Here is a 12912-nt window from a genome sequence, read left to right on the forward strand (position 1 = left end):
ACAATAAAGGAGAAATACAAGATGTCTGTACAGTTTTTAATTATTCTTATTTATTTTGCACTAACTATTGGAATTGGAATGTATTCTATGAAGCAATCTAAAAGTTCCGACTCATTTCATGGGGCAGGTTTAGGTGTATTAATGTGTGTAGCTGCCGGTACAGGAGAATGGCTTGGAGGAACATCTACAACAGGTATAGCAGAATACGGATTTACCTATGGAATTTCCGGTTCATGGTATTCAATAGCAAATGGAATCGGTGTAATGGTATTAGCACTATTCTTTGCTAAATTATATAGAAGCTTGGAAACAGTTACGGTTCCCGGAATTGTAGAAAAATTTCTTGGTACCAATGCAAGAACCGTAGCAAGTGTAATGTTGACATTTGTTATGGTAATGGTTGGAACATCACAGATAATTGCTGCAGGCACACTTGGCGTTACAGTACTTGGACTGGACTATAATATTTCAGTAATCATATTGGGAATAGGATTTATTATTTATACTTTGGCAGGTGGTATGAACGCGGTGGCATCGACAAATATAATGCACTTAGTAGCTATGTACGGCGGTACATTGTTGGCTTTGATACTTGTTGGAGCTAATACCGGAGGATTGGCAGGATTACAGAGAGCGTTGCCTGCAAATCCATACTTTTCAATGGTTGGAATAGGTGTGCCGAAAGTTTCATCATGGATTATTGCTTCAATATTGGGAGCTTGTACAGCTCAAGCAGGGATTCAACCCATACTTGCGGCAAAAGATGTTAATGTTGCAAAAAAAGCTGCAGTTGTAACGGCTTTAGCGGTAGCCCCGTTTGGCATTTTAACAGCACTTCTTGGAATGGCTGCAAAGGTACAGTATCCTGACTTAGCTAATGCTAAACTTGCACTTCCAACTCTTATGATGGACCTTAATCCGGTCGCAGGCGGCATTGTATTGGCTTCAATTATGGCGGCAATATTATCAACTGTTTCACCTATAATATTAGCAGCAGGAACGATGTTTACAAAAGACTTATATGAGGGAAAAATTAATAAAAATGCTGATGACAAAAAAGTACTGCAAGTATCCAGAATATCCACCGGAATTGCAGGGTTAGTATGTATTATTCTTTCAATATTTATGTATGGAAGTACAATGATACTGGATATGGTATATTTTGCATATACTATCAGAGGTTCGATTTTTGTTATATTGTTATTGGCCATTTATGCAAAGAGGACATCAGAAAAAGGAGCTGTTTACGCTATGGTAACAACCGGCGTAGTAGGTGTGTTCTGGGTAGCATATAAATCAGTTACGGGATCATTCCCTATACATGAGGCATTAACAGAAACTTATGCATCTGTAATCGTTGCATTTATTTCGGCATTGATTTTTAATTCTATATTTAAAGATAGGGTAACATTTAAGGCGAATTAGATGAAATTGTTATTGCACTTACAGTATAAGCGACCGACACCAAATAGAAGTATTTGGGGCGTATGCTTAAAGCATAGAAAAATATTAATATTATTTCTTATTATATTAATTCTTCCCTCTTGTAGTATAAATAATTTAGAAAAAGCTAAAAATAACAACGAATTTGCAAGTGAATATAATGATGTAATAAAAGATTACAACAGATTGGCTGCAAAATTTACAGAAATAGCACGTTTTATTGATAAGAACACGAAAGGTAATACATATGAATTCGATACAAAGGCTTGGAAGGATTATGATAAGAAAAAAAGTGATGTTGTTTTAAGTATTGATAAATTGAATAATTTCGAATTTAAATATCAGGAAAATATGTTATGTATGGAAGAAATAAATCCATTAATATCTAATATTGAAGAATATTTAAATGTAATTGACAAGTTTAGAAGCGGCAGCTATTATTTTGACTACAATGAATTTAATGATAAATTGGAGAAGTTATACAATAATATACTTAAACAAAGCAATATTGTTTCTGATACATTTAACAATATTTATAATCAATATATTATTCAGTAGATTAACGGGTAACCTTAGCTTGGCTTTGGTTATCTGTTTTTTAATTTATAAAATATAACTTTACCCGATTGTAATAAATTGTTATAATTAAAAGAATAAGAACTTTAATATTGATACGAGGCGATAACATGAATAATAAAATTATGATATTGGACGGCAACAGCTTATTGTTTAGGGCTTTTTATGCTATGCCTCCTTTGAAAACAAAAAAAGGACAATATACAAATGCAGTATATGGATTTTTGAGCATGTTGTATAAACTTTTAGATACATATTCTCCTGAGTATATATGTGTTGCCTTTGATCCTAAAAAGCCGACCTTCAGACATGAGCAGTACAAGGAGTACAAGGCAAAAAGGGCAAAGGCACCGGATGAATTGGTGGAACAGTTTCAGCTTATAAGAGACGTATTGGATATTCATAACATAAAATGTGTGGAAATAGACGGATTTGAAGCTGATGACGTCGCAGGTACGTTTGCAAATGCAGCCAAGGAATTGGTGGATGAAATTTACTTAGTTACAAGCGACAAGGATTATTTGCAGCTTATAGACGAAAACATTAAGGTTATTTTAACTAAAAAAGGTGTTACAAATACTGAAGAAATGAATGTTGAAGAAATGAATAACCAGTATGGAATAACGCCCTTACAGTTTATAGATTTAAAAGCATTGATGGGAGATCAGTCAGACAACATTCCGGGAGTTTCGGGAGTAGGTGAAAAAACCGCTCTTAAACTCATTCAAGAATATAATAATTTAGATAATCTGTATGAAAATATTGATAATATAAAAGGAAAATTGAAAGAAAAGCTTGAAAATGACAAAATGCAGGCATATATGAGTCAGACGCTTGCAACCATTATAACCGATATTCCCATTGATTTTAACCTTGATGAATACAAGGTTATGGAGCCTGATTACAAAAAGTTATCTGACTTATATGACGAGCTTGAATTCAGAACGTTCAAGAAAAAAATAGCTGAAGAAAAAGTTCAAAGTGCAACAGAAACTCAGATGTCCCTATTCGATAATGGTGATGATAAAAGCGATGCAATTACTAATAAAAACAGTGATGCAATTGTCAATAAAAATTCCGTAAGAATTAATTATATAGAAGCCGAAGACGATATAAAAAATATAGTAAATAATATAAACAAAAGTAAAAAAGCAGCAATAAAATTTCTGTTGGATAGTGACAGGGCTTTGTACAGCAAGCTTATAGCTCTTGGAATTTCTGACGGCACAGAAATTTATTATATAGACTCAGATAAAATAAGTGAAGAAAAAATATTGAGCAGTTTTACAGATATTTTTGAAAGCGATGAAATATCTGTAATTGGTCACGGACTTAAAAATGAAGTTATTTATTTGATGAAACAGAAAATCGAATTAAATTGTATTTCATTTGATTCCGAAATAGGAAAATATTTGTTGAATCCTTCTGACAGTTCATATGCAATAGACAAAATTGCCTATGAATATTTAAAGGAAGAATTGTTATCCGAAAATGATATATTGGGAACCGGAAGGTCAAAAATATCGTTTAAAGAATTGAACTTGGATAAAAAGAAAGAATATATATATAATTATTTAAGCACCGTAATCAGGTGTGAAAGCTTAATGAAAACAGAAATAAAAGAGCTTCAAATGAATGAGCTGTATGAAAATATTGAGCTTCCTTTGATTGAAGTTTTGGGCTATATGGAATATGTGGGCTTCAAGCTCGATTTAAAAGTTTTAGAATCCTTAGGGACACATTTCAATGAGAAGATACAGTATTTAGAAAAAGAAATATACGAAATGGCAGGAGAAAAATTCAATATCAATTCTCCTAAGCAGCTTGCCGTTATATTGTTTGAAAAATTAGGACTTCCGGTTATAAAGAAAACAAAGACGGGTGTATCGACAGATGCAGAGGTTCTTGACAGACTTAAATCCGAGCATGAAATAGTCGGGTCAATAGTTGAATACAGGCAAATGGTTAAGCTGAACTCTACATACGTTGAAGGGTTGAAAAATGTAATAGATAAAAAGACTGGAAGAGTTCATTCGGTATTCAATCAAACAATTGCTGCGACAGGCAGAATTTCAAGCACTGAACCAAATCTTCAAAACATACCCACCAGAACGGATGAAGGAAGAGAGCTAAGAAAAGCCTTTGTGGCAGAGGAGGGTTATGTGCTTTGTGACGCAGACTATTCCCAGATCGAATTGAGAGTTTTAGCCCATCTTGCAAATGAGCAAAATTTGATAGATGCATTTCTGAATAATGAAGACATACACACAAAGACCGCTTCACAGGTTTTCCATGTGGCGGTTGAGGATGTTACCCCCATAATGCGAAGCAGAGCAAAGGCGGTTAATTTCGGCATAGTATACGGAATCAGCGACTTCGGACTGAGCAGGGATTTGAACATACCGAGAAAAGAATCCAAGCAATATATAGAAAATTATCTTTCGTTTTATTCAAATATAGATAAGTATATGAAGGATATAGTTGAATTTGGGAAAAAGGACGGGTATGTTACAACGTATTTTGGCAGAAGAAGATATATTCCCGAATTATCATCAAGAAATTTTAATATCCGCTCATTCGGTGAAAGAATAGCCCTCAACACTCCTGTTCAGGGTACTGCTGCAGATATTATAAAGGCAGCAATGGTGGGAGTTTATAAAAAATTAAAAGACAATAATATGAAATCGAGGCTGATATTGCAGGTTCATGATGAGCTTATAGTAGAAGCTGTTGCGGAAGAATTAAATGAAGTTAAAGTAATTATAAAAGAAGAAATGGAAAATGTAGTTGACAACTTCAGTGTTCGACTGGAATCAGACATTAATGTGGGCGGAAGTTGGTATGAAGCAAAATAAAAGAATTATCGTAATTACAGGAGGTATCGGTACCGGCAAATCAACGGCGGTCAGCATAATAAAGAGCCTTGGTTTTGAAGTGATAGATTCTGATAAAATAGTCCATGAGGGATATGAAGTTAACAGCCATCTTTATAAGAAAGTTACGGAAGTTTTTGGCAAGCAAATATTAAATGAAGATTGTACGATAAACAGACAAAAACTTGGGAAAATAGTTTTTAATGACACTGAGAAGCTGAATATTTTGAACAAAATAGTTCACAGCTATGTGCATGCTGAAATCAACAAAGCAATAAATGAAAATGAGGATGAAGTAATATTTTTAGACATTCCTTTGATACTTGAGAATATAAAGCAAAATAAGTATTATGAATTGAAATTTGATGAAATATGGTTAATATATGTAAGTCCCGAAATTCAGATTGAAAGATTGAAAAAAAGAGCCATACAAGAAAATAAAAATCCTGAGGATGTATTAAATATTATAAAAAAGCAAATACCTATTGATGAAAAGGTATCAATGGTAAATGAAGTGATTGATAATGAAGGTACAATTGAGGACCTTAGAATTAAAATAAAAGGGCTTCTTAAAATAAAAGGGATAGGGTGGTGAGCTATGGCAAGACGGCGAAATATGTATTCAAAAAGGAAAAGGATTAATTACGGACGTATTTTCTTATTGCTTTTAATACTTGTTGTTTTGATTGTTTTGGTGTTTAAATTATTTAAGAAAAATGATTATATAGGTGTTGTAGAAGAAGCATTAAATTCAAAAATAATTCAAATTTCCGGATCGGTTAACAGTGTGTCAGATGTCGATTACAGTGTTTATTCTAACGATGGCATCAGATATTCCAATCAGCATGAAAATATCATTCAGCTTAATATAATTGATGGAACCAATACTGAAGATAAAGAAAAAGCTAATGATGTAAAGCGTTTATTTGACAATCTCATTAAATCCGATGCAGCAGATAAAGTTAAGGAGTTGCCTTTAAAGGAAAGCGGATATTATTGGGTTGATGCAAAATTCATCGTTGAAGACCGTAAATTGTTTATTAAGGACGAAAATGAATATAATTTCGACTTATATTATGATATTGAAGAAAAAACAGTATATATCAAGGAAAAGTATTACAATGAATTCAGCAAGAAAAATAACAAAACAGAGCTTCAGGGATACTCGGCCACCGATGAATTTGTGGAAATAATTGAAAGATTAGTTAAATAGAAGAATTATTACGACCGTCCAACTTGTTTAAAGTTTGGACGGTTAACTTTCTAATTCGCCTTACTCTAAGAGGTCGTAAATACTTACTACTGATTAGGACCCCTTGAAAAGAATTTTTTATTTTCCGTCGTTTTTTTTCTGTTTACCTCGGAGATAGTCCTGTAATTGATGCTCATCTTCTATTTCGAGGTGTTTTTCTCCTGCCAATGATTCAAAATGGTGTACAAATTCATGTTTTACAATTGCCCTGAGCTTATTTTTCAGCCTGCTTCTTGAATAATTGCCATAAAGATTTTCCACCGAGCCGTAGTACACAACTATATATCTTCCGGAAATCTTTTCGTTGCGGTATTCGCCCATAACATAAAGGTCATCATCAACACTTTTTTTATGCAGCTTAATTTGGGGCAGCAAAATTATACCTCCATTCAAATCCTTATATAGTTCGGAGGGAAATTCCTCAGCTATTTCATCCAATATTTCCTGTACTTCATTTATTGTAATCATAATTGTATCCTCATAAATATTATCAATATTATATTATAAAATTATTGATTTTACAATAAAAAACAGAGGGAGTTATATGAGCCTCCCGCTGATTTTTTATAGAATCGTTTATTTTATAACTTCGTATGTACCTCTTACCATGAAAACAGCGTATGTATCGGTGTAAACACCTCTGCCGTCATCTCTCGGAACTATCATCAGATTGTTAGGAACTGCTTCCATGCCTGAAACAAAATCTTTGCCCACAGTAATATTAGCAAGACCGCCTAATTCGCTTCCGATAATAGTGGCCTTTCCGCCTCTTAATATAAGCTCTGTTCCGGCTCCGCCTATCAATCTTTCACCATCTTTAATTTCAACAACCTCTAAGCTTGCAGTGGCGCCTGAGCCTGTTGATGTACCGCCAGTGCTTAGATCATCTACTTTCTCTTTAATTGTCTGAACGTCTTCTAAGCCATAATCCTTTATCAAACTGTTAATACGATCGTTTAAATAGCTCAATACCACTATAGGGTCGTTTGAATCTCCGGCTACGGCAAAAATAACCGGTGTTAAAGTCAGTAACAGTACAACTGTAAAAATCAGAATTTTTTTCAAATTACCACTCCCTTAATTATATGATGAAGACAGGTTAAACATATTTTATATTAAAATAGTAAATTATTCAACAAAAATCGACTTTAAAGTGGTAGCACAATTTGCCAATAAGAATAAACAAATCATTGAATTTAGCCGATTGTAATGTTATAATTCATAAGGAATAAAAAATTGATGAAGAAGGTTAAAATATGCAGAAATTATGTATGACAGTAAATAAATTTTTCAAGCTGCCCGTACATCCTTTTAATTTAAACAATGAAGGAAAAAAAACCTATGCAGAATGGCAATATGAAAAGGGTATTGAAACAATCAAATTTTATTTGAAGCATACCGATGTTGATGAAATGTTTAAGGACAAAGTTGTTTTGGATATTGGCTGCGGTGCTGCGGGCAAAACAATTTTTTATGCTTCCAAGGGAGTTGAAAAAATCGTTGGTGTTGAGATATTAGGTAAATATAAGCCGGAAGCCGAGGAATTGGCAAAAAAGTACGGCATGGAGAGTAAATTTGAATTTGTCGGTGCGGATGCTTCAAGCACTCCATTTGAAGACGAATATTTTGATACCATCATAATGAATGATGCAATGGAGCATGTGGATGAGCCGGAAAAGGTTCTGAAGGAATGCTACAGAATTCTTAAAAAGAACGGTAGACTATACCTGAATTTTCCTCCGTATAATCATCCTTACGGTGCTCATTTAAGTGATGCGATAGGGATGCCCTGGGTTCATGTGTTCTTCGGAGAAAAAACTTTGATAAATACATATAAGGAATTGGTTAAGGACTTACCCGACGGTAATGAGAGGATTGAGTTCAGAATCGGTAAGAGAGCAGACAGAACCGAATATTTTTCGTATATTAATAAAATGACAATAAAAAGGGCAAAACAAATAATAGAGAATAGCGATTTCAAAGTAGAGTATTATTCTGAGGAGCCATTAAGGAATATATTTAGGTATCCTGCAAAGTTACCGGGATTAAAAGAATTTCTTGTTAAAATGGTTGTATGTGTTTTAAGAAAATAAATTTATAGTGGGGAGTTAAAATGAAATTAAAAATAGATAAAATTGTTTTAGTGTTAATATCATTATCTCTTTTAGTAGGTATTTATACAGTTTATCAAAGGGTAGAAATAGAAAAGCAATATAAAACGGCAGAGATTATATTGGATTACAGTGAAATGAAAAAATTTGCCGACAGCTCGGAAGAAGATTTAGACTGGTGGCTGAGAGAATTTAAAAAGTATGGTGCTGAGTCGGTTGCGGTACCGGAAGAAACTGTTAAGCTTTTAATTGAATCAGGCAAGCCCCTGAGAGCTGAAATTGTATCGGAGATGATAAAGAATTACAACTGGCAGAATGATTACAACGAACAGATTTCAGTAATGGTTGATGAAGGCGTCATAAAAAACAACGATGTGCTTATAACGACACGGGACGAATCATTATTTGATTATTTAAACAGCGGGCTAACAGAAAGATACGATAATGAGTTTTTTGATACATATCATATGAACGATGATTATTATATAGTATTAAAGGGTACAAATGATGATATATATTACTCTGATATTCAGAAAGTTTGGGATCTGGAAGGAAAAGGAGTTTACGAATCAAAGATTGTGGCCGATTCAAGACTGCTGAACATAGGAATAGGCTATGATGAAGAAAAAATAAATCTTATAAAGGATTCCGGTCTGGACGTCATATTAAGACCTATTAATTTTCCTACATATAATGAAAAATTGACAGATGTATACATATCGGCAAACGAGAAATACGATTTGAAGCCTCGGATATATCTGCTTGGCAGCAAGGAAGTTTTGGGATATCCCGAAAATGAGCAAAGTTTATTGGATTATGTTAAGGAAAACAACATTGCGATAGCTCTGATAGAGAACTCTACTCAAAGAGAGCATTTAGACGGAAAGGGGTTAAATAAGTTAGTTGAAAAATCCGGCTACAGCGCTATGAGAGTCTTCACCATGTGGGATTACATAAGAGAAAGAAACAAATACTACAATTATGAAGGTGCGGAAGAAATTGAAAACACAATGTTCAGGGCAATAACTGAGCGTAACATAAGAGCAATTTATTTTAAGCCGTTCTTTGAAGAACAGAAAAGTGCTAAGTATTTAACTGATGCCGAAGAATATGAAAGAACCTTCAGCAGTTTGGAAAGCAGATTAAGCGAGCACAATATCAAGCTTGGCAAGGCTGAGTCGATGAAAGAATTTCATGTGGGCTCAAAGAGATTATCTGTTTTAGCCTTTGGTATAACTTTAGCAGCAGTGCTGTTGTTTATCAAAATGTTTAATATAAAAGACTCAAGGGCAAGCTATTTATATTTGTTTGCAGTCCCGGCAGCATTCATACCTCTTGTTGCAAGAGGCATTGCCGAAAAAGGATTTGCATTTGCCGCCGCAGTAATTTTTTCAGGTCTGGGAATATATTTTTATATTATTCAGATTAAGAAAATATATGTGGATACAAAAAAATATTCATTTATAAATATTATTTCATATTCAACACTGATATTGACGGGAGCGGTAATTATTTCGCTGGCTGGCGCAATCTTTCTTGATGCAATGCTTGCGGATGTGAAATATTTCCTTGAGATGGATATTTTCAGAGGAGTTAAGTTTGCACAAATACTTCCTTTTGGTATCTTTTTGGTGATGTTCATAATTTATTTCATGAATAAAGAGGAAGATGAATCAGTTAAAAGTGTTGTTAAAACTACCGCAAGATTTTTGAATAAAGAGGTAAAAATCTATTACGGAATTATAGTTGGAATTATAGGTGCCGCAGCTTATATTTATATTTCAAGAACAGGGCACGAAACGAACGTTCAGCCTTCAAGCATCGAAATGATTTCAAGAAACTTTATGGAATATGTATTATTGGCAAGACCGAGGACTAAGGAATTCCTTATTGCGTTTCCTGCAATTTTTGCCGCAGTTTACGCAGCCGGAAAAAAATCGGAGTTCTTTACGGGAATTTTCATGTTAGCAGCTGCTATGGGGACTTCTTCAATAGTTAACACATTTTCACATTTGAGAACTCCTATATATTTATCATTGGCAAGAACAGTGATTGCATTAGGCTTTGGAATAGTTGTGGGTGTAATTGCAGTGATAATAATGGACGTACTTCATAAAATATACTTAAGATTACAGGAGAGGTTTAAGTGAAAAAAATATTGTTGGCGGGATATTACGGGTTTGGAAATTTAGGTGATGAAGCAATATTAGAAATGGCACTTAAACAAATACTGGAGATAACCGACAGAAAAAATATTATTGTTTTATCAGGAAACAAAGAAATAACAAGCGAAAAATATAACATAGCTACAATAGACCGCTACAACGTGCTTTCGATTATTTTTAAGCTAAGGAGTACAGATGCTATTGTTTTTGGTGGCGGAAGCTTGCTGCAGGATATAACAAGCAAAAGAAGCATTTATTATTACCTGTTTTTAATCAGATTAGCTAAGATGATGAACAATAAAGTAATTATGCTCAGTCAGGGCATTGGACCGCTGGTTAACGAAAACAGCAAGAATGCAGTAAAAAATACATTAAAATTAGTTGATTACATAACTGTCAGAGATAAGCATTCGATGGAACTGTTGGAGGAAATGGGATTGGATAAAAATAAAATATTTTTATCCATAGACCCTGTCATAAATTTAAGGGCAGGTGAAAATTTTGTCAATAAAACAAGCGGTAGAAAAAAAGTTTGTTTTTCCTTAAGAAACTGGAAAAATGCTGATGTAAGCTGCAAAATAAGCAATGTTGCAGAAAAGCTGATTGAAAATAATATCGAATGCTACTTTATTCCTTTTTACTATAACGAAGATTTAGAGCTTATTGATCAAGTCGAAAAGAACCTCGGCGGAAGAGCTGTTTATTATAAGGAACGACTTACTACCAATGACGCATTTGATATAATTAAGGGTATGGATGTATTGGTTGGAGTGAGATTGCATTCATTGATTTTTGCGGCATCGGCAAATGTACCTTTTGTGGCGGTGTCTTACGACCACAAGGTTGATCATTTTGTTAACAGTGTCAACATGAAGGTTTCTTCAAATATTGACGATATTGATGAGGAACTGCTTTTTAACGAGATAATAGATAAAATAAATAATGAGGATTTTGAGAAAAAAAAGCTTTATGATAATGTATCAAGATTAAGAGAGTTAATTAAGGTTAACTATCAAATATTAAAGGAAATATAGTATGGATAAATTAAGTATAATGGGTGTTAGAATTGACAACATGTCAATGAATGAAACCATGGACGTAATTAAAGATAAAATAAAAAACAAAGAACAGTACATAATTTATACGCCTAATACCGAAATAGTAATGATGTGTAATAAGGATGAAGAATTTATGGAATTAATAAACAAATCTGACATAAATGTGCCTGACGGTATAGGATTAATATATGCATCTAAAATTAAAAAGCACCCTTTAAAAGAAAAAGTAGCCGGTTATGATTTATCTGTAAATATGTTAAAGTTAGCAAATGAAAATAATTTAAAGCTTTTCGTTGTAGGCGGTAAGCCGGGAATTGCAGATGAAGCAATGGAAAATGTCCATAGAGAATATCCAAATATCAATATTGCAGGAAGTCAGCACGGTTATTTTAAGGGTACACATTTAGGTAAGAATGGTGATGACGAAGAATTAATAGTATTGGATAAAATAAACAAGGCAGAGCCGGATATTTTATTTGTGGGCTTCGGTGCTAAAAAGCAGGAGCAGTGGATAGAGTATAACAGGGATAAGATTAATGCAAAGATAATCATAGGAAACGGGGGTACATTAGACGGACTTGCCGGCAAGGTAAAAAGAGCTCCCGATATTTTTATAAAGTTAGGACTTGAGTGGTTATACAGATTAATAAAAGAACCTAAAAGAATTAAGAGACAAATATTGCTTCCGATTTTCATGATTAAAGTTGTCTTTAGAGGCAAAGATATTATAAAAGAAATAAAGGAGGGTTAAATGAAACTATTTATCGATACAGCTAATGTTGATGAAATAAGAATAGCAAACGACATGGGTGTTATTTGCGGAGTAACCACAAATCCATCATTGATTGCAAAAGAGGGAAGAGTATTTGAAGAGGTTGTTCGTGAAATTACGCATATAGTGGACGGTCCTATAAGCGCGGAAGTTATAAGTTTAGACTCTGAAGGTATGATAAGGGAAGCAGTTGAACTTTCTAAAATTCATAAAAATATCGTTGTTAAAGTTCCAATGACTGACGAAGGGCTGAAAGCTGTCAAGGTTTTAAGTAATGAAGGAATTAAAACAAATGTTACTCTTGTTTTCTCGGCAGGTCAGGCGCTTCTGGCAGCAAAGGCAGGGGCGGCCTATGTAAGCCCTTTTGTAGGAAGATTAGACGATATTAATAACGATGGAATCAAGCTGATAGAAGAAATAACAAATATATTTATGAATTATGATATTGATACTGAAATAATAGCAGCAAGCATAAGGCATCCTATGCATGTAACTGAAGCTGCAAAATACGGCTGCCACATTGCAACAGTTCCGTTTAAGGTGTTGATGCAGTTAACAAAGCACCCGTTGACAGACAAAGGAATAGAACAATTTTTAAAGGATTGGGAGAACAGCGTTAACAATAGATAAAAACGATAGGAGAACAATTGTTCCGATGTTGT

Annotated in this window: 12 protein-coding genes; 10 read left to right on the forward strand and 2 right to left on the reverse strand. The window is 33.8% G+C overall.

Annotated features, from left to right (window positions below):
• The first annotated feature begins 21 nt into the window (after positions 1-21).
• The 5 genes from HZF24_RS13690 to HZF24_RS13710 all read left to right on the forward strand — a co-directional run bounded on the left by HZF24_RS13690 (position 22) and on the right by HZF24_RS13710 (position 6105).
• The gene (locus HZF24_RS13690) at positions 22-1425 is read left to right on the forward strand and encodes a sodium:solute symporter family protein (RefSeq protein ID WP_179238904.1); all 1404 of its coding nucleotides are present in this window, start codon (positions 22-24) and stop codon (positions 1423-1425) included.
• Positions 1426-2001: a hypothetical protein gene (locus HZF24_RS13695; RefSeq protein ID WP_179238905.1), complete on the forward strand. Its 576-nt coding sequence runs from the start codon at positions 1426-1428 to the stop codon at positions 1999-2001. It begins immediately after the preceding gene.
• A 128-nt stretch (positions 2002-2129) separates the two neighbouring features.
• On the forward strand, positions 2130-4874 hold the full coding sequence (polA, locus tag HZF24_RS13700; RefSeq protein WP_179238906.1) for a DNA polymerase I: 2745 nt from the start codon (positions 2130-2132) through the stop codon (positions 4872-4874).
• Entirely contained in the window at positions 4861-5487 is a 627-nt protein-coding gene (coaE, locus tag HZF24_RS13705; RefSeq protein WP_179238907.1) for a dephospho-CoA kinase, read from the forward strand. Before polA ends, coaE begins: the two co-directional genes overlap by 14 nt.
• 3 nt (positions 5488-5490) lie before the next feature.
• Entirely contained in the window at positions 5491-6105 is a 615-nt protein-coding gene (locus tag HZF24_RS13710) for a hypothetical protein (protein ID WP_179238908.1), read from the forward strand.
• A gap of 117 nt (positions 6106-6222) precedes the next feature.
• Here HZF24_RS13710 and HZF24_RS13715 read toward each other — a convergent pair whose 3' ends face one another.
• Both HZF24_RS13715 and HZF24_RS13720 read right to left on the reverse strand, forming a co-directional pair.
• Positions 6223-6612: a metallopeptidase family protein gene (locus HZF24_RS13715; protein ID WP_179238909.1), complete on the reverse strand. Its 390-nt coding sequence runs from the start codon at positions 6610-6612 to the stop codon at positions 6223-6225.
• 108 nt (positions 6613-6720) lie between these two features.
• Entirely contained in the window at positions 6721-7209 is a 489-nt protein-coding gene (locus tag HZF24_RS13720) for a hypothetical protein (RefSeq protein ID WP_179238910.1), read from the reverse strand.
• A 191-nt stretch (positions 7210-7400) separates the two neighbouring features.
• Here HZF24_RS13720 and HZF24_RS13725 point away from each other — a divergent pair, with 191 nt between their 5' ends.
• Genes HZF24_RS13725 through fsa form a run of 5 tightly spaced genes read left to right on the forward strand, consistent with a single transcriptional unit; the run spans position 7401 to position 12880 of the window.
• Positions 7401-8237, forward strand: a complete 837-nt coding sequence (locus HZF24_RS13725; RefSeq protein WP_179238911.1) for a class I SAM-dependent methyltransferase — start codon at positions 7401-7403, stop codon at positions 8235-8237.
• Positions 8238-8257: 20 nt separating this feature from the next.
• Positions 8258-10405 carry a DUF5693 family protein gene (locus tag HZF24_RS13730; protein ID WP_179238912.1) on the forward strand — a complete coding sequence of 716 codons (2148 nt, stop codon included), beginning with the start codon at positions 8258-8260 and terminating at the stop codon, positions 10403-10405.
• Positions 10402-11454, forward strand: coding sequence for a polysaccharide pyruvyl transferase CsaB (gene csaB / locus HZF24_RS13735; protein ID WP_179238913.1), 1053 nt, complete (start codon positions 10402-10404; stop codon positions 11452-11454). The genes HZF24_RS13730 and csaB overlap by 4 nt, the downstream gene beginning before the upstream one ends.
• 1 nt (position 11455) lies before the next feature.
• Positions 11456-12229, forward strand: coding sequence for a WecB/TagA/CpsF family glycosyltransferase (locus tag HZF24_RS13740; protein ID WP_179238914.1), 774 nt, complete (start codon positions 11456-11458; stop codon positions 12227-12229).
• Positions 12230-12880, forward strand: a complete 651-nt coding sequence (gene fsa, locus HZF24_RS13745; RefSeq protein WP_179238915.1) for a fructose-6-phosphate aldolase — start codon at positions 12230-12232, stop codon at positions 12878-12880.
• Positions 12881-12912: the final 32 nt, after the last annotated feature.

Source organism: Sedimentibacter hydroxybenzoicus DSM 7310 (assembly GCF_013403245.1).
Classification (GTDB): Bacteria; Bacillota; Clostridia; order Tissierellales; family Sedimentibacteraceae; genus Sedimentibacter; species Sedimentibacter hydroxybenzoicus.